General features: G+C 57.3%; 14 protein-coding genes. All 14 read left to right on the forward strand.

The window, feature by feature from the left end:
• Positions 1–5: 5 nt before the first annotated feature.
• Positions 6–1,526 (forward strand): sigma-54 interaction domain-containing protein, encoded by a 1,521-nt coding sequence (locus HKK53_RS21265; RefSeq protein ID WP_169372457.1) that lies wholly within the window; start codon positions 6–8, stop codon positions 1,524–1,526.
• A 285-nt stretch (positions 1,527–1,811) separates the two neighbouring features.
• Positions 1,812–1,952, forward strand: coding sequence for a hypothetical protein (locus HKK53_RS21270; RefSeq protein WP_008030659.1), 141 nt, complete (start codon positions 1,812–1,814; stop codon positions 1,950–1,952).
• Positions 1,953–1,969: 17 nt separating this feature from the next.
• Entirely contained in the window at positions 1,970–3,166 is a 1,197-nt protein-coding gene (gene tagH / locus HKK53_RS21275; protein ID WP_169372458.1) for a type VI secretion system-associated FHA domain protein TagH, read from the forward strand.
• A gap of 5 nt (positions 3,167–3,171) precedes the next feature.
• Positions 3,172–3,672 carry a type VI secretion system lipoprotein TssJ gene (tssJ, locus tag HKK53_RS21280; RefSeq protein ID WP_169372459.1) on the forward strand — a complete coding sequence of 167 codons (501 nt, stop codon included), beginning with the start codon at positions 3,172–3,174 and terminating at the stop codon, positions 3,670–3,672.
• A gap of 2 nt (positions 3,673–3,674) precedes the next feature.
• The gene (gene tssK / locus HKK53_RS21285; RefSeq protein WP_169372460.1) at positions 3,675–5,006 is read left to right on the forward strand and encodes a type VI secretion system baseplate subunit TssK; all 1,332 of its coding nucleotides are present in this window, start codon (positions 3,675–3,677) and stop codon (positions 5,004–5,006) included.
• Positions 5,007–5,011: 5 nt separating this feature from the next.
• Positions 5,012–5,887 carry a type IVB secretion system protein IcmH/DotU gene (gene icmH, locus HKK53_RS21290; protein WP_169372461.1) on the forward strand — a complete coding sequence of 292 codons (876 nt, stop codon included), beginning with the start codon at positions 5,012–5,014 and terminating at the stop codon, positions 5,885–5,887.
• A 13-nt stretch (positions 5,888–5,900) separates the two neighbouring features.
• Positions 5,901–9,440 (forward strand): type VI secretion system membrane subunit TssM, encoded by a 3,540-nt coding sequence (gene tssM / locus HKK53_RS21295; RefSeq protein ID WP_169372462.1) that lies wholly within the window; start codon positions 5,901–5,903, stop codon positions 9,438–9,440.
• A complete protein-coding gene (locus HKK53_RS21300; protein WP_169372463.1) occupies positions 9,440–10,168 on the forward strand; it encodes a PP2C family protein-serine/threonine phosphatase in 729 nt (242 codons plus the stop codon). Before tssM ends, HKK53_RS21300 begins: the two co-directional genes overlap by 1 nt.
• The gene (locus HKK53_RS21305) at positions 10,165–11,166 is read left to right on the forward strand and encodes a serine/threonine-protein kinase (RefSeq protein ID WP_169372464.1); all 1,002 of its coding nucleotides are present in this window, start codon (positions 10,165–10,167) and stop codon (positions 11,164–11,166) included. Before HKK53_RS21300 ends, HKK53_RS21305 begins: the two co-directional genes overlap by 4 nt.
• Before the next feature lie 28 nt (positions 11,167–11,194).
• Entirely contained in the window at positions 11,195–13,231 is a 2,037-nt protein-coding gene (tssI, locus tag HKK53_RS21310; protein ID WP_169372465.1) for a type VI secretion system Vgr family protein, read from the forward strand.
• Between the two features lie 40 nt (positions 13,232–13,271).
• A complete protein-coding gene (locus HKK53_RS21315; protein ID WP_169372466.1) occupies positions 13,272–15,719 on the forward strand; it encodes a M23 family metallopeptidase in 2,448 nt (815 codons plus the stop codon).
• Positions 15,716–16,246, forward strand: a complete 531-nt coding sequence (locus HKK53_RS21320; RefSeq protein WP_169372467.1) for a hypothetical protein — start codon at positions 15,716–15,718, stop codon at positions 16,244–16,246. Before HKK53_RS21315 ends, HKK53_RS21320 begins: the two co-directional genes overlap by 4 nt.
• Positions 16,247–16,314: 68 nt before the next feature.
• The gene (locus HKK53_RS21325; protein ID WP_169372468.1) at positions 16,315–16,740 is read left to right on the forward strand and encodes a hypothetical protein; all 426 of its coding nucleotides are present in this window, start codon (positions 16,315–16,317) and stop codon (positions 16,738–16,740) included.
• Between the two features lie 140 nt (positions 16,741–16,880).
• Positions 16,881–17,657 carry a hypothetical protein gene (locus tag HKK53_RS21330; RefSeq protein WP_169372469.1) on the forward strand — a complete coding sequence of 259 codons (777 nt, stop codon included), beginning with the start codon at positions 16,881–16,883 and terminating at the stop codon, positions 17,655–17,657.
• The last annotated feature ends 44 nt before the right edge of the window (positions 17,658–17,701 follow it).

Consider the following 17,701-nt stretch of genomic DNA (forward strand, 5'->3'; position numbering starts at 1 on the left):
GTGTGATGTTCACTCAAGTGCCGCAACCACTGGTCTACGCCGAAGCCTTGCTGGCGCAATTCGCCAGCCTGTCGCGGGCGGCGGACGGTACTGCGCTGCTGGGTGACTTCGTGCGCGGTTTGGCCGAGCTCAGTGGTTGCGAGTTGACCCAGTTGTACCTGTTGGACGCGACCCACACTTGCCTGGGCATGAACGCCGAGTGCCTCAATGGCACCCTGCAACTCCAGGGCGCGGCGAGCCTGCCGGCGGATTACACCGGTGAACAACTGCTGCAATTCGCCCTGTGCCAGAACCGCGTGGTGTGCCTCAGCGAGTTGAGCGGCAGCCTGCACGAAACCAGTTTCCTGCCGCTGCAGGCCACGCCTTGGCAGTCGCTGTTGTGCGTGCCGCTGGTCAATCAGCAGAAGGCTGTCGAAGGCTTGCTGCTGTGCGCCAGTCCCCGGCACATCGCCCTGCAAGGCTTTGCCGATTCCCTCGGGCAACTGGGTTCGTTCGTGCTCGGCCAACTGCATCTGCTGCAACGCCTGCGCCAGCCTGCAAGTGCCGCCGCGCCGGTCACCCGTGGTGCTCCGAGTGTCAGCGGCTATGGCTTGATCGGTAAAAGTGCGGCCATGCGCCAGACTTATTCGCTGATCAGCAAAGTTCTGCACAGCCCGTACACCGTGCTGTTGCGCGGCGAAACCGGCACTGGCAAGGAAGTGGTCGCGCGGGCGATTCACGACTGCGGCCCGCGCCGTTCCCAGGCGTTCATCGTGCAGAACTGCGCGGCGTTCCCCGAGAACCTGCTGGAAAGCGAACTGTTCGGCTACCGCAAAGGCGCGTTCACCGGCGCTGATCGTGACCGCGCGGGGCTGTTCGATGCGGCCAACGGCGGCACTTTGCTGCTCGATGAAATCGGCGACATGCCGTTGTCCCTGCAAGCCAAGCTGTTGCGCGTGTTGCAGGAAGGCGAGATCCGGCCGCTGGGTTCCAACGACACCCACAAAATCGACGTGCGCATCATCGCCGCGACGCACCGGGATCTGGCGGTGCTGGTCAACGAAGGCAAATTCCGCGAGGACTTGTACTACCGCCTCGCGCAATTCCCGATCGAGTTGCCGGCCCTGCGTCAGCGCGAAGGCGATATCCTCGACCTGGCCCGGCACTTCGCCGAAAAGGCCTGCGCGTTCTTGCAGCGGGATGCGGTGCGTTGGTCCGAAGCGGCGCTGGATCACCTGTCCGGTTACGCCTTCCCCGGCAACGTGCGCGAACTCAAAGGCCTGGTCGAACGCGCGGTGCTGCTGTGCGAGGGCGGCGAGTTGCTGGCCGAGCATTTTTCCCTGCGCATGGAAGCCATGCCGGAAGACAACAGCGGCTTGAACCTGCGCGAACGCCTGGAGCAGGTCGAGCGCAGCCTGCTGCTCGATTGCCTGCGCAAAAACGACGGCAACCAGACCCTTGCCGCCCGTGAACTCGGGTTGCCGCGTCGCACGCTGCTGTATCGCCTTGGGCGCTTGAATATCAATTTGGGTGACTTCGATGGCTGATCTCAACTTCCGGGCTCGGATTGGAATGCCACCTGTGGCTCGCGAATTCCCTGTGGCGAGGGAGCTTGCTCCCGCTGGGCTGCGCAGCAGCCCCAAAACTCTGCGACGCGGTGTGTCAGTCAAACCGCGTCTGCTGTTTTACGACTGCTTCGCAGCCGGGCGGGAGCAAGCTCCCTCGCCACAGAGGCCTTGTGCCAGAGCCCTTGGCTTCACCTTATTCGCTTCTGACAGCGCCACCCGCAAGGGTCGGCGCTTTGTACTTTGTCTACCTCTGGAGTCCCTCTGATGTCTGTTCGTCACTGGCAAGCCGTCCTGCTGACCCTCGTCGTTCTATGCGGCCTCGGCGGCTGCAGCGGCAATTACAAATTCAACGACAACACCTATCGCCCATTGGGTGATCCGCAGGCGGTCAATCGCGGCAAGTGACCGCAAGGAGCATCATCATGGAACTGGTTTTCGAAATGCTGAACACCAAGCAGTTCGTGCCCACGGATTTGTGCCAGAAGACCTTCAAACAGGCCGGTGGCGTGATTGGCCGGGGCGAGGATTGCGACTGGATCATCCCGGACCGCAAGCGTCACCTGTCCAACCACCATGTGGACATCAGCTACCGCGAAGGCACTTTCTTCCTGACCGACACCAGCAGCAACGGTGTTCAGGATGGGCAGAGCGGCGCGCGCCTGCGCAAGGGTGAAGCGGTGCGAATCGAACACGGCAGCACCTACGTGCTGGGTGACTTTGAGATCCGTGCGCGGCTGGTGCGCGATCCGGCGACCTTCGACGTCGAAGTCGGCCGTCCGCAGGCCGCGGGCAGCATTATTCCTGACGATGCGTTCCTCGACCTCGACCCGATGAATGCCCTCGACCAGCAGGAGCGCGTGTACTCGGAAATCGACGAACTGATCTCCCCGCGTAACGCGCCCGAGGACACCCGTCAACGCGCGGACTATGCGCGTATCGACATGGAAAGCTTGATGGTGCCGGAGCTGATCGACGCCCCGGCCGAACCTGCGCCAGCCCCGGCACCGAAAGCCGTGGAGCGTCAGAGCGATGGTTTTTGGGAGCACTTCGGTGCCGCGCTGGGTGTGGACCTCAAAGGCCTCGACCACGACGCCCGCGAAGCCTTGGCGCTGCACGCTGCGCGTCTGCTGCGCCAAAGCGTCGGCGGCTTGCAACAGAGCCTGCGCACCCGCAGCGAGTTGAAAAACGAATTGCGCCTGGCCCAGACCCTGGTTCAGGGTAACCAGAAAAATCCGCTGAAATTTGCCGTGGATCCGGGTGAAGCGCTGGAGATTTTGCTGCAGCCAAACAAGCCGGGGCAGATGCCGGCCGAGCAGGCGATCTCCCGCTCGTTCCGCGATTTGCAGGCGCACCAGGTGGCGTTGCTGACCGCCAGCCGCGCAGCGGTGCGCGGCACGCTGGAACACTTCTCGCCTGAGCAGTTGACCTTGCGTTTCGAGCGCGACAACAAACCGATCCTCGCCACCTCCGGCAGCCGCTGGAGAGCCTACGGCCGTTATCACCAGGCCCTGCGCCAGGACGATGACTGGAGCGAGCGCCTGTTGGCCCGCGACTTTGCCCAGGCTTACGAAGAACAGATCCGCCTGATTTCCACCCTACACACCGACCACCAAGGATGATGCGCATGTCTCGCTGCTCGACCGCTTTTTTCAAGACGCTGACTGCGCTGACGGCCCTGGTGCTGCTGGCCGGCTGCTCGTCGCTGTCGCCGTATTCCACCGTGACCAAACTCAACCTGAAGTTGACCGCCAGCGACCAGCTGAACCCGGACCTCAATGGGCGTCCGTCGCCGATCGTGGTGCGCCTGTTCGAGCTCAAGCACCCGGTGACCTTCGAGAACGCTGACTTCTTCAGTCTGTACGAGCGCGCCAAGGAATCCCTGGCCCCGGACCTGGTGGCCAGCGAAGAGCTGGAACTGCGTCCGGGCGAATCCGTGGAGCTCAAGCTCAGCGTGGAGGAGGGCAGCCGTTACGTCGGCGTCCTCGCTGCCTACCGCGACCTGCCGGAAACCAAATGGCGCTACACGGTGCAACTCACCCCGGTGGAACTCACCGAGGCTGACCTGACCCTCGACCAGGCTGGCATCCGCAACACCAATGAAACGCTCGCCAAGGCGGTTGACTGATCATGAACTCCCATAAAGTCATTTGGCAGGAAGGCATGCTGCTGCGTCCGCAGCACTTCCAGCACAACGATCGCTATTACGACCACCAGATGAAGACCCGCACCCAGTTGCTGGGCAGCTACACCTGGGGTTTCCTGAACCTGGACATCGACTTGCAGTTCCTCAACATGGGCAAACTGGTGATCAGCCAGGCCTCGGGGATTCTGCCGGACGGCAGCCTGTTCGAACTGGGCGGCAACACCGAGCCGTTGGCCCTGGACGTACCGCCGAACACCGGCAACACGCCGATCTACCTGGCGCTGCCGCTGGTCACCGGTAACCACATCGAAGCCCGTCGCCCGGAGCAATCCGACGTGCTGGCGCGCTACACCGCGTACGAGTCAGAAGTGGCTGACTCCAACGCCGGCGACGACTCCGCCAGCCAGGTCAGCTGCGCCCGTCCAGACTTCAAGTTGTTGCTCGGCGAGCAGCAGAGCGATCAGGCTTACGTGAAGCTGAAGATCTGCGAAGTGCTCGACACCACGCCCGACGGCGTGATCAGCCTCGACCCGGACTTCGTGCCGACCTACATCCAGGCGCATTCGTCCAGCTACCTGCTGTCGTGCCTCAAAGAAGTGATCAGCATGCTCGGCCACCGGGGCGACACCATCGCCGACCGGATCCGTTCCAACGGCAAGGTCGGTGGCGCGGAAGTCGGCGACTTCATGATGCTGCAACTGATCAACCGCACCGAACTGCTGCTGCGTCACTACCTCGGCCTGGAGCAGGTTCACCCGGAAGAGTTGTACCGCACGCTGCTGACCATGCTCGGTGACTTGGCGACGTTCTCCAGCGACAGCAAACGCCCGCGCCTGGACAGCCGTTACCAGCACAGCGACCAGGGCGCGAGCTTCCGCAAACTGATGGAAGCGATTCGTCAGGTGCTGTCGATGGTGCTCGAACAGCACGCCATCGAACTGGTGCTGCAAGCGCGTCAGTACGGGATCATCGTCTCGCCGTTGCACGACCACAAACTGCTGGGCTCGGCGTCGTTCGTGCTCGCGGCCAGTGCCAACTGCGATTCCGAAGAACTGCGCCACCGCTTGCCGGCGCACCTCAAGGTCGGCCCGGTGGAGCGCATTCGCCAACTGGTCAACCTGCATCTGCCAGGCATCAAGGTTAAACCGTTGCCGGTGGCCCCGCGGCAGATCGCGTTCCACTCCAACAAAACCTATTTCATCCTCGAACTCAGTTCCGAAGACCTGGCACAACTCGAGCGCTCCGGCGGCTTCGCGTTCCACGTGTCCGGCGAATTTGCCGAGCTTGAACTGAAATTCTGGGCCATCAGGAACTGACCGACATGATCAAGGACACGGAATACAACCAGGACGATAAAACCGTCCTGCTCGATCGCCAGGGCCACGGCCCGGCGCAGAGTCCACTGACAGATTTCGCCGCGCCGCCGCGTTTCGAACAGCTCGAAGAACGCATGATCTACGCCGCGCGTTTGCGCCCGGCCGAAGCGTTCAACATCAGCCTCAATTCGCTGGTGGCCGCCGCGTCTGACCTGTTGTCGGAAGTGGTGCGCCTCAAGCACAGCGACACCCGCGAAGACATGTACGCACTCAACGAGCGACTGACCTCCGCGCTGAAGCTGTTTGAAGTGCGCGCGCTGCACAACGGCGCCGAAAGCAGCCAGGTGATGGCCGCCCGTTACGTGCTCTGCACCGTGGTCGACGAAGCCGTCGTGACCACGCCGTGGGGCAACGAAAGCGAGTGGTCGCAAATGAGCCTGCTCAGCAGCTTCCACAACGAAACCTTCGGCGGCGAGAAGTTCTTCCAGCTGCTGGATCGCCTGTCGAAAAACCCGGTCAAGCACCTGCCGATGCTGGAGCTGATGTACTTGTGCCTGTCCCTGGGTTTCGAAGGCAAGTACCGGGTGCAAGCCCGCGGCATGCTCGAGCTCGAAGGCATCCGCGACGCCTTGTATCGCCAGATTCGTCAACTGCGCGGCGACGTGCCCCGTGAGCTGTCACCGCATTGGGAAGGCTTGAACGATCAGCGCCGCAGCCTGGTGCGCATCGTGCCAGCGTGGATGGTGGTGCTGTTCACCGTGGTGTGCCTGGTGGTGATGTATTCGGGTTTTGCCTGGGTACTGGGCGAGCAACGCGAAACCGTTCTGCAACCTTATCAGCAGCTAGATCCGGCAGCGGTCCAGTCGCAGTCGCAGCCGTAAACAGGGACGTGTGATGAAAAAGTTTTTCAAGAAAGTCGGCGCATTCTTGCGCAAGACCTGGGTCTGGACCTTGCTGGTGGTGCTGTTCGTCGCGCTGCTGGTGTGGTTCGTCGGGCCGCTGCTGGCGGTGGATGACTACAAGTTCTGGGAAGGTTCGACCTCCCGCTTGCTGACCATCAGTGTGCTGTTCCTGATCTGGGGCCTGACCATGGTCTTCGTCAGCTGGCGCGCCGGTGTGCGCAAAAAGGCTGTCGAAGACACCGAAGACGGCCAGGATCGTATCCGCCGTGAAGAGCAGATCGACGAAGAGCAGAAAGAGTTGAAGGTGCGTTTCAAAGACGCGCTGAAAACCCTGAAGACGTCGAGCCTGTATCGCGGTCGCAGTGAGCGCTGGCGCAGTGATTTGCCCTGGTACTTGCTGATCGGTCCACAAAGCAGCGGCAAGACCAGTCTGCTGGACTTCTCGGGCCTTGAGTTTCCGATCAACAAGATCGACCGCAAACTGACCCGCGACACCCTCGGCACCCGTCATTGCGACTGGTACTTCGCCGACCACGGCGTGCTGATCGACACCGCTGGCCGCTACCTGACCCAGCCGGATGCCGAAGTCGATGGCAGCGCCTGGAGCACCTTGCTCGACCTGCTGCGCAAGCGTCGCCGCAACCGACCGTTGAACGGCGTGCTGGTGACCATTCCGGTGGAAACCCTGCTGGGCGGCAGCGAGCAAGACCTCGACACGCTCGCGCGTCAGGTGCGTGCCCGTTTGCAAGACGTGCATCAGAAACTGCACGTCGACGTGCCGATTTATCTGGTGCTGAGCAAGGCTGACAAGCTGCTCGGTTTCGACGAGTTCTTCGATCAACTGACCCGCGAAGAAAGCGATCAGGTGCTCGGCACCAGCTTCCGCAAAGAGCAGAGCGGCACCGATGTCGCCGTGCTGCGCGCCGAGTTCGAAGAGCTGCTGCGTCGCCTGAACAGCCAAGTGATCATGCGCATGCACCAGGAGCGCGACACCCAGCGCCGTGGCCGCATCCTCGACTTCCCGCATCAACTGGGGCAGATCGGCGAGCGCCTGTGCCTGTTCGTCGACATGGCGTTCACCGGCAACCGCTACCAGCGTGTCAGCCAGTTGCGCGGTTTCTACCTGACCAGCGCACCGCACCTGACTCAAGAAATGGACCAGACCACCGCCGGCATCGGCGCCAATCTGGGGCTGAACGCTGGCGTGCTGCCGACTTTACGCAGTGGCCGTTCGCGCTTCATCCACCATTTGCTCAGCCGCGTGATTTTCCCGGAAGCCGATCTGGCGGGCCTGGACAAGCGCGAACGCAGCCGCATCCACTGGGGCCAGCGTGCCTTGTACGTAGGCGCATTGGCGGCTTTGGCGTTGTTCGGCATGCTGTGGGCCGGCGGTTTCTCCGCCAACTACGAGCGTCTGGAAAACCTGCGTAACCTGGCACAAAACTGGACGCAATCGCGCTCGGCACTGACCGCGCGTGACGACTCCATGGCCGTGCTCAAGACCCTCGACACCAGCTACGCGGCGACCCAGGTCTTCCCGAACAAGGGTGACGTGAGTTACCACGAGCGCGGCGGTCTGTACCAGGGCGAAGAGTCCAACCCGGTAGTGAAAGCAGCCTACGAGCGTGAGCTTCAGGCGCAACTGCTGCCACGGGTCGCGACCCTGCTCGAAGGGCAGATCCGCGCCAACATGCAGGACCGCGAGCGCTTGCTCAACAGCCTGCGTGCGTACCTGATGCTGAACATGAAGGATCGCCGCGATGCAGGCTGGCTCAAGGATTGGGTCGCTACCGACTGGTCCACGCGTTACGCCGGCAACACCGCGGTGCAGAACGGTTTGAACACGCACTTCGAGCGTTTGCTGCAGCAGCCGTTTATCTACCCGCTCAACGATCAACTGGTGGCCCAGGCGCGTCAGGTCTTGCGTAGCGAGTCCCTGGCCAACGTGGTTTACCGGATGCTCCGCGAGCAGGCCCGCAACCTGCCGGAATACCGTTTGAGCCAACACATGGGCCCGCAAGCGGCGCTGTTTGTCGGCACCGACTACGTGATCCCAGGGTTCTACACCCAACAGGGCTATCAGCAGTACTTCTCGATCCAGGGCTCGGCGCTGGTCACCGATATCCTGCGCGACAACTGGGTGCTGGGCGAAGGCTCGGGCATCAGCGGCATGGACTTGCGTCGCCTGATGGTCGAACTGGAGCAACTGTACTTCCGCGACTACGCCAACTTCTGGAGTGAAGCCGTCGGCCAGGTTGCGCTGCCACCGATCAGCGATTTCAGCGAGGGCGCCGAACAACTGGCGGGCCTGACCTCGGCCAACTCCCCAGTCCTGCAACTGCTGGTGGAAGTGCGCGAGAACACCCGGTTCCCGGCAGAAGCCGATCCCGTTGATCAAGCGGCAGATGCCGCTGGCGCACTGGCTGATCAGAAAGGCAAGTTGGGCAAAGTCGGCAAACTGGCAGCTGCCGCAGCGGACAAAGCCTCGGACATGGCTGCGACCAAGAACCTGCCAGACACCGCGAAGAAATCCCTGCAACGGCGCTTCGAACCACTGCACCGTCTGCTGGATGACAACAACGGCCCGGCCGCTGATTTGACCCCTGCATTGCAAGCGCTCAACGACCTGCAACTGCAAGTGGCCAGCCTGGCGCGCGCCAGTTCGCCGGAGCAGGCTGCGTTCGAAATGGCCAAGACCCGCATGGGCGGCCAGCGTGATGCGCTGAGCAACCTGCGCAATGCGTCCAACCGTTTGCCGCGTCCGGTCAGTGTCTGGTTCAACGTGCTGGCCGAAGACACCTGGCGTCTGGTGCTCAACGATTCCTACCAGTACCTGAACCAGCGCTACCAGAGCGAGCTGTACAGCTTCTACGGCAAAGCGATCAACAAGCGTTATCCGTTCAGCGCCCACAGCACCAGCGACGTGGCGATCAGCGACTTCCGCGAGTTCTTCAAGGCTCAAGGCATCAACGACCGTTTCTTCGACACCTACATGCGTCCCTTCGTCAGCGGCGATCCGGGCAACTACCGCATGCGCAGTGTCGATGGTCACAGCCTGCCGATCTCCAAGGTCTACCTCGACCAGATGGCGGCGGCGCAAACCATTCGCCAAAGCTTCTTCGCCGAAAACCCGGCCGAGCCGCAGGTGCAATTCAAACTGGAGCCGTACACCCTGGACCCGGCTGTCAGCCGTTCCGAGTTCAAGTTTGGCGACAAGACCATCGAATACCGTCACGGCCCGATCGTGCCGGTGTCGTTCAAATGGCCGACCGATGCTGAAGACGGTCGCACCAGCCTGGTCCTCGACAAAATGGCCGGCCGCCCGATCGGTATCGAAAAGAACACTGGCCCTTGGTCGCTGTTCCGTCTGTTCGACCTGATGCAGACCGAGTACCTGAATGGTCGCGACGTGCTGGTGCTCAAAGCGGACGTGGGTGGCCTGCGCGCCAACTACCTGCTGTCGAGCCAACGCACGCCGAACCCGTTCGACATGGGCGTGCTGCGGACCTTCCGTATGCCGGTGCAACTCTGATGCCGGTTGCCAGTTCCTGGCGCAGCGCTGCGCGTACCGATCCTGGCAAGGTTCGGGCGCGCAACGAAGATGCCTTTCTCGACTTGCCACAGCAGGGGCTGTGGGTGGTCGCGGACGGCATGGGCGGTCATCAGGGTGGCGACATCGCCAGCCAGTTGATCGTCGCCAGCCTGGCGGAATTGCCGGTGCAGGACGACTTCGACGAACGACTCAAGGGCATTCGCCAGTGCTTGCACTGGATCAACCGCCGCTTGGGTCAGGAGTTGACCGTCACCGCCGAGCGCCACGACAGCATCATGGGCAGCACCGTGGTGGCGCTGCTGGTGGAAGGCAGTCGCGCGGCCTGCATCTGGGCCGGCGACAGCCGCTGCTATATGTGGCGTGGCCAGCGCTTGTATCAGCTGTCCAAGGACCATTCGCTGCAACAGCAACTGATCGACGAGCAAAACATGAGCCTCGAAGACGCCCGCGCCCATCCTTCGGCCCATGCCCTGACCCGTGCGGTCGGGGCGGCCGATGTGCTGACGCTGGACGTGCTCGAACTCGAGGTTTACCCCGGCGATACATTCCTGTTGTGCAGCGACGGTTTGTACCAAGGGCTCAGCAGCGATGCCTTGGGCAACGCCCTGAGCCTGACCGCTCCGCACGTTGCGCTGGAGCGTTTGTTCGACGGCGCTCTGCGTGGCGCGGCCCGGGACAACCTGACTGCCGTGGTGATCCGCCAATGACTGAACTCATGCGACCGATCGACGACCTGCTGGTGAGCGAAGAGCAGGACAACAACCTGACCTACTTTGCGTTCGCCAAATCTCATCAGGCTGAACCTGCACTGGCGCCCACACGGGCCAGCGTCGGTGAATTGCCCGACGTGCTGGGCGGGCGTTACCGCATCGAGCGCCTGCTCGGTGCCGGTGGCATGGGCGCGGTTTACCGCGCACGGGACTTGCTGAACGAACAGTTCGGCGATCCCGACCCTTACATCGCGCTGAAAATCCTCAGCGAAGAATTTGCCGAATCGCCGGATGCCAGTGCCTTGCTCTACAGCGAGTTCGCCCTGACCCGACGCCTGCGCCACGACAACGTGCTGCGCTTCCACACCTTTGAAGTCGACACCGACTGCCAGCGCGCCTTCATCACCATGGAACTCATGCGTGGCCTGACCCTGGACAAATTACTCTGCGAGCGGCCACTGGGCCTGCCGTGGAACGAACTGCGCGACATCGCGCTGCCGCTGCTCGACGCGCTGGCCTATGCCCACGCTCGCGGCGTGCTGCACGGCGACATGAAGCCGAGCAACGTGATGCTCAGCGAGGAGGGCGTGCGCCTGTTCGACTTCGGCCTCGGCCAGGCCGAGGAGGGCATCTTGCCCGGCCTGCCGCACCTTAGCCGCAGCCGCTTTAACGCCTGGACCCCCGGCTACGCCGCGCCGGAACTGCTCGAAGGCCAGCCGCTGACCGCCAGCGCCGACGTCTACGGCGTCGCTTGCGTGCTCTACGAACTGGCGGGCGGCAAACACCCGTTCCGCCGCTTGCCTTCGACCCAGGCCCGCGACGAACGCCTCGAGCGCGAACTGCACGCACCGAAGAACCTACCGAAACACTGCTGGCCAGCGTTGCGTAACGCGCTGACCTTCAACGCGGCTGATCGCACGGTCAGCGCCGCTCAATTACGCGACGCCATGGGCGCCACCTCGTCCTGGCTGCAACGCCTGCGTCTCTCGGCGTAACGGATGACACTCGAACAGGGATCGACCAATGTTCAACCCAGCTAACGAAACGCACTTCAGCCTGACCGTTGAAGACTACGTGGGCGACCTGCAAGTGCTGTCGTTCACCGGCACCGAAGGCATCAGCCAGCCCTATCGCATCGAAGTGGAACTGGTCAGCGAAAACCCCGACCTGGACCTGGAAAAACTCCTGCACAAACAGGCGTTCCTGGCGTTCGACCCGCAAGGCTCCGGCATCCACGGCCAGATCTACCGCGTCGCCCAGGGCGATGCCGGCAAACGCCTGACCCGCTACAAAATCTCCCTGGTGCCGCAGCTGCAATACCTGCACCACCGCACCAACCAGCGCATCTACCAGCAGATGTCAGCGCCGAAAATCATCGCGCTGATCCTCGAAGAACACGGCATCAAGGGCAACGCCTACAACTTCCAGTTGAGCGTTACCTGCCCGGACCGTGATTACTGCGTGCAGTACGACGAAACCGACCTGCATTTCGTCCAGCGCCTGTGCGAAGAAGAAGGCATTCACTACCACTTCCAGCACACGCCAAAAGGGCATTTGCTGGTGTTCGGCGATGACCAGACCGTGTTCCCCAAACTCGGCCAGCCAACGGCGTATGTGCAAGGCAGCGGCATGGTCGCCGCAGAACCGGTGATCAAAGGCTTCAAACTGCGCCTGGAAACCCGCACCGGCCGCGTCACCCGCCGCGACTACGACTTCGAAAAACCGCGCCTGCAACTGGAGTCCGCCTACAAACCCGAAGGCGACAGCACCGAGCCGGACCTGGAAGACTACGACTACCCCGGCCGCTTCATCGACCGCGCGCGCGGCAAGTTCCTCAGCCAACGTGCCCTCGAACGCCACCGCGCCGACTATCAGCAAGCCGAAGGCCACGGCGACCAGACCCGATTGGTCAGCGGCCACTTCCTGGAACTCTCCGACCACCCGCGCACCGAGTGGAACGACCTCTGGCTGCTCACCGAAATCCTCCACGAAGGCAAACAGCCACAAGTCCTCGAAGAATCGGTGACCAGCGACACCACCGACAACAAAGACGACTTCCACCAGGGCTACCGCAACCGCTTCCTCGTCACGCCGTGGAGCGTGTTCTACCGCCCGGCGCTGCAACACCCCAAACCCCGCGTCCTCGGCAGCCAAACAGCCCTGGTCACCGGCCCCAAAGGCGAAGAAATCCACTGCGACCAGTACGGCCGCATCAAGGTCCAATTCCACTGGGACCGCGAAGGCCAGGCCTACGACAAAACCAGCTGCTGGATGCGCGTCTCTTCCAGTTGGGCCGGCGACCGCTACGGCGCCATCACCATCCCGCGCATCGGCATGGAAGTCCTCGTCACCTTCCTCGAAGGCGACCCCGACCAACCCCTGGTGACCGGCTGCCTGTACCACAAGGAAAACCAGGTCCCCTACGAACTGCCCGCCAACAAAACCCGCACCGTCTTCAAAACCCTCAGCTCACCGGGGGGCGGTGGCTACAACGAACTGCGAATCGAAGACAAAAAAGGCGCGGAACAGATCTACCTGCATGCCCAGCGAGACTGGGATGAAAACATCGAACACGACCAAAAAATCCGCGTCGGCAACGAACGCCACGACACCGTCGAGAAAAACACCTACACCGAACTCAAAGCCGAAGAACACCGCACCACCGTTGCCGACCGCAAGATCGAAGCGCGGATGGACGATCACCTGACGATTGGGCAGAGCCAGCATGTGAAGCTCGGGACGGCACAACTGACCAGTGCCGGGAAAGAGATTCATCTGAAGGCTGGGGACAAGATTGTTATTGAGGCGGGGATGGAGCTGACGGTTAAGGCCGGGGGGAGTTTCATCAAGCTGGATGCTGGTGGGATTACGGTGGTTGGGCCGGTGGTGAAGATAAATGCGGGTGGGTCGGCGGGCTCGGGCACGGGGATCGGGATAAAGCCGCCGGTGCTGCCGGGGGCTGCGGATCAGGATAAGGCGGGGAGTTTGATGGATGAGGCGTTGTTGAATGCGCCGCCGGAAAAACTCAAACCTACAGTCGATTACCCCTTCTCGCTATGAACGGAACAACAAGCGCCAACATGGACAAGGATTTTTCAAAATGATTATTAGCCCTCCCTTTATTCCCGCTCCAGTTGCAGGAGAAACCGATGAGGCATTTTTGGCGCGCGCCATGGTTGGCGGCGTTCCTGGCGATGGTGGATATCCGCTGAGTTTTGATCTTAATTGGCATGGTGGCATGCACCTGACTGCTCCGAAGGATGGTCAGAATGCTTTGCCTGTACGCGCTATCTCTGATGGTACGCTGGCTTATTTTCGCAATCCGACGCCTGAGAGTACCGATCCGAATCACCCACTGCGTTACCGTGATAAATGGACTGATGACGGGTGTGTTGTTATTCGGCATGAGACGGAGATAGGCGAAGGTACGAAAGCTACAGTCGTTTTTTATTCCATTTACATGCATCTTTCGAAAATCAACGTGGCCAGTCCACAAAAAGGTAAGGTGATTTATCGTAAAGACTCTATTGGCGATGCAGGAAGTATTTATGGTGAAAAGGGAAGGATTCATTTTGAGGTAATCGCTGATCAAAGTCAGATCGCGAATTTTACTGGTCGAACCGCACGAGACTTAAATTATCAGACTGCGAGCGGAAGAACTGATAGTTGTTGGGGGGATATGTATTTTTTTATACCTCCTGAAGTTAGAGCTTATCAAAGCGCACCGACTAATCGTGTTAGCTCACAGAATAGCTCTCCTGTTGTTTATCAATGTCCTGCTATGTCCGCTGGTCCGCCTCCAATTCAAGAAGGTGGCTCGCCCTCATCTTCTACATCCTCAACCCCTTTAGTGGGTGGTTATGATTGGGCTATGGCTTTAGAGCTCCAAGATGGTTTTTTTGTCCGTATGAGTTATGCCAATGGACAGTGCCGCCTGACTTCTATTACACGCTCTGGCATGGAGATAGGAGTGCAAGAGGAAGAGATTGATTACGAGTACAATCTTTATAATAAGTCTAAAAAAATCTACCCTCAGTCGCCTAGTGCTGGGTATGAGCTTTTGCGGTTCGGAAGGGTTTTAGGCAATGATCAACTACAGCCTTCCGACGCGGCTCACTGGAGGGCAATAAAATTTCCTGGCAAGACAGGAGAGACAAATAAAGTAGGCTGGGTGGATTTTAACCATATGTCAGTTACCAAGTTTAGTGATGCTGACTTTCCTCATTGGATGGGGTGGCGACTTATTGATGATGATACTGACGCCGACAGCCATTGCCAATCGCAGTTCATTCGAGGTTTATTGGATCTAGATGCAAGCAAAGTAGTATCTGATAGAACCGATGCGATAAGTATTGCCTCATCTCCTGCCTATGCAGCACTCTCTCCAGAGGACAAACTAAGCTTGTCGGAGAGATATGTGGCTGAGCGAAATTCAAATAAGGTCAAGCTGCAACATCCTGATGTTCAAAGAATGATAAATAATTTCATCTGCAAATTTCCAACTGAATGGAGTAAGAACGATTTCGATGCTCGCTACGGCTGGTTACTGAAAGTGTGTGATGGCGGTCCAATGGCACAGGATAAGTATCAGAAACTAAAAGCCCACCAGCAAGCGTTAGGTTTTTGGGAGGAAGCAGGTATACCAAGTATTGAAAACAAGCATTGGCATTTTCCTCCAAGATCTTTTGTTTCCTTATTTAGAAAATGCTCATGGCTCAGTTTAGATGAAATCGCATATACGGTACCGAAGTATCATTTTTATGATCATACGGGGAACACATGGATTGTAAATACTTCAGGTGGAGACAACTATGAGATTTCACACGCTCGGGCTAAGACTAGATTAAGTAAATACTATATAGAACTAAATAAAACGGCTTTGAGGTACGTCATTACAGGTGCTTTAAGACAATCTCACTTTCTTGCTCAGACTATGTTGGAAACAAACCGCTGGAGGGTAGTTCGCGAATACGGCACTGGGCATCCAAACCCTAACATTCCAAAGGCTCAGTATTACAGTGTCTTTTATGGTCGCGGTATCATGCAGTTGACATGGGCTGGGAACTACGAATCGTATGGGGAATACAGGACCGTACGATCTCTTCCCGAGCCAGTAAATAATCATTATGAAGATGATAGAATTACAGCGACATCTACCCATTACTGGGGAGATCCTGTTAGTCCCCAAAATGGTCAAGTTACTGGCATTCCAAAACGCTGGTCGCCCCGTTACGATCCTCAGCTTATAGAAAGCCGGCCTTATAATGCGTGTGATAGCGGAGGGTTCTACTGGGTATCAAAAGTAGTTAAAAGCGCTAGTGGTGCCATAAATATAAATCGTACATGTGATAAAGGGATGACTCCTGAAATTGTCGGTGCGGTATCCGTTGCAGTCAACGGCGGTGGTAACGGTTATCACGAAAGGCAGGCTTATGCGAAATATATATACCGTTATTTGAGTGATTCGCTGGAAACTACTGTTGCTGAGACTTTTACGACCCCGCGTCAGACTGTAAAAATGAACTATTCAATGAGTAAGACTTCATGAAAAATTTTGTGATCTTTTTGCTGTTGAGCTTTGCAAACGGTTGTTGCGCTAATGCAAATGAAAAAATTCTACTAGCGCCTGAACTTCCGAAAGTGATGTTGGGTGCTATATCAGAAAGAAATGCTACTTCCGTGAATAAGGTGAAAATTGAAAGTGGAGGTGCCTTGAAATGGGGGAGTGAATATTTAGTTTCTATTTCTATCAAGGGTGAGCAGAAGAGTTGCTCAGTTTATAAATATACCGGCAACATCTTATTTTCATTGTTTAATGGAGTTCCCTGTGAGTTCAAAGGTCCGGCAGACGTAAATGAATCAAGAAATACTTCCATGCCTGATATCTTGTATAAAATTAAATTGTACCTCCCTAATCGCGGTGCAATGACTGACGAAATGATCGCTTTATATTTTGACGAGCAAAAGGCTACATATTGCCTCAGCGATTCTTTGTCTGATTGGTATCAGAATAGCGATAAGAAATACCCGCCGGATTTAAGTGATGGCCAATGTGGCTACGGGCCTGGAGAGTAGTTACTATTTGGGGACGCACACGATGGACGTTTCTCTAGAGCATCAGAAACCTTAATAAGGAATATCATATGAAGAAGCTATTTTTGTCGTTGTCGTTGTGTCTTTTTCCTCTGACGGCATATTGCCAGGTAACCGTTGAAAATTTTTGTTTTGAGCTATCTCAAGAAAGCCAGGTAAAGTTTGAACTTAGAATTTATTACGACGCACTTTCTAAGTGGTCCGGTGCTTCGGTGAAATACTTAACATCAAAAGAACCAATATCCCTTGTTGTTAAATATACCGACTTGGAAGAATTAGATCCTCAAATGCCGGTTCGAGATAGCACAGTATGGTTGGAAATAGTAGATGGAAAAATTACAGGCGAGTATACGATGGTTACTCAAGGGAATAGCGTAGTTTCTATGGCGTACAAAAAAGGATCAAATGGCAAACAGTACTCATTTTCAAATAATACTCAAATAAAAGCTCCGATAGAGTCTGGTTGTCAGTGGTAATGCGTTAAGAGACCAAAAATAGGTGGAAAAAGGGGGCTGGAAAAAGTGGAAAAAGGAGACAGATTTATTTACGGAATAGGATCGGCCATTGTTTGATGATAAATATGTCCTTTTTTCAGCGCGTTGACGGTCTTGGTTAAATGGAAAAGGTGACAGATTTATTTATGCAGATCAGTTCGTCAAAATCTGGGCAGATGAAAAAATACTTCGATAAAGGCATTTCTATTTTTGCTTTGCTCATTAGTTACATTAGTGTTGCGAATGCCTCCGATTTTATCGTGATTAACCGAAATGTGACGGGGGACGGAAATATAGATCAGATAAGACTCGTCGATAGTAACGCCGAATTTTACGAACTCACTGTTCATTCTGGCGGCAAGGAGATTTTAAAAAATGAAAATCTCATACCGAGAACTTTAAAAAATAGTGGCGGATTGGAAGTTTTTCAAGGGCTGTCAGTGGTGGATGGGGATATCTCTATTAGATATCGTTTCTGCAGTCCCTCAAGTAGTGTTTGCTATCTTAGAAATATCATAAGTAATTTTAAAGACGGGCAGTTTGTGTTCTCGCGAGAAGAGACCATTTCAAGTGCGGATCAAATTGCGTTAGTCGGTACTTTTTATCAGAAGCCAGCCGTTCCTTTGAAGTCACTGACTTACCAGTCTCTGCTGGAAAATAATGACAACGCCACAAAATTGTTTGCCAGCACCTATGGTAGCTGTGTGGTTGAAATGGATGGCGATTCGTTGGTGAAAATCTCTGATGAACTAGAGAAGGATTCGCCAAACGAGTGGGTTCTAGAAAAAGAATGTGTTACTCCTGCATTGGTCTTTGCTTTGCAGGTGCAAAAATATTTATCGTCCAAGGCTGCTTCCAGGTATTTTGGTTTGTCTGATTCAGCGTCAATGGATAAATAATTCCGTCCCCTTTACTTCTTTACTTGACCATCGTTTCTACAAAT

Origin of the sequence: Pseudomonas sp. ADAK7, assembly GCF_012935675.1 — a bacterium.
In the GTDB taxonomy this organism is placed as follows: Bacteria; Pseudomonadota; Gammaproteobacteria; order Pseudomonadales; family Pseudomonadaceae; genus Aquipseudomonas.

Coding starts and splice junctions, on each gene's coding strand:
- HKK53_RS21320 (WP_169372467.1), top strand. CDS start 15,716: ATGAAAAATTTTGTGATCTTTTTGCTGTTGAGCTTTGCAAACGGTTGT.
- HKK53_RS21265 (WP_169372457.1), top strand. CDS start 6: ATGTTCACTCAAGTGCCGCAACCACTGGTCTACGCCGAAGCCTTGCTG.
- tagH (WP_169372458.1), top strand. CDS start 1,970: ATGGAACTGGTTTTCGAAATGCTGAACACCAAGCAGTTCGTGCCCACG.
- tssK (WP_169372460.1), top strand. CDS start 3,675: ATGAACTCCCATAAAGTCATTTGGCAGGAAGGCATGCTGCTGCGTCCG.
- tssI (WP_169372465.1), top strand. CDS start 11,195: ATGTTCAACCCAGCTAACGAAACGCACTTCAGCCTGACCGTTGAAGAC.
- HKK53_RS21270 (WP_008030659.1), top strand. CDS start 1,812: ATGTCTGTTCGTCACTGGCAAGCCGTCCTGCTGACCCTCGTCGTTCTA.
- icmH (WP_169372461.1), top strand. CDS start 5,012: ATGATCAAGGACACGGAATACAACCAGGACGATAAAACCGTCCTGCTC.
- HKK53_RS21315 (WP_169372466.1), top strand. CDS start 13,272: ATGATTATTAGCCCTCCCTTTATTCCCGCTCCAGTTGCAGGAGAAACC.
- HKK53_RS21330 (WP_169372469.1), top strand. CDS start 16,881: ATGGAAAAGGTGACAGATTTATTTATGCAGATCAGTTCGTCAAAATCT.
- HKK53_RS21305 (WP_169372464.1), top strand. CDS start 10,165: ATGACTGAACTCATGCGACCGATCGACGACCTGCTGGTGAGCGAAGAG.
- tssJ (WP_169372459.1), top strand. CDS start 3,172: ATGTCTCGCTGCTCGACCGCTTTTTTCAAGACGCTGACTGCGCTGACG.
- HKK53_RS21300 (WP_169372463.1), top strand. CDS start 9,440: ATGCCGGTTGCCAGTTCCTGGCGCAGCGCTGCGCGTACCGATCCTGGC.
- HKK53_RS21325 (WP_169372468.1), top strand. CDS start 16,315: ATGAAGAAGCTATTTTTGTCGTTGTCGTTGTGTCTTTTTCCTCTGACG.
- tssM (WP_169372462.1), top strand. CDS start 5,901: ATGAAAAAGTTTTTCAAGAAAGTCGGCGCATTCTTGCGCAAGACCTGG.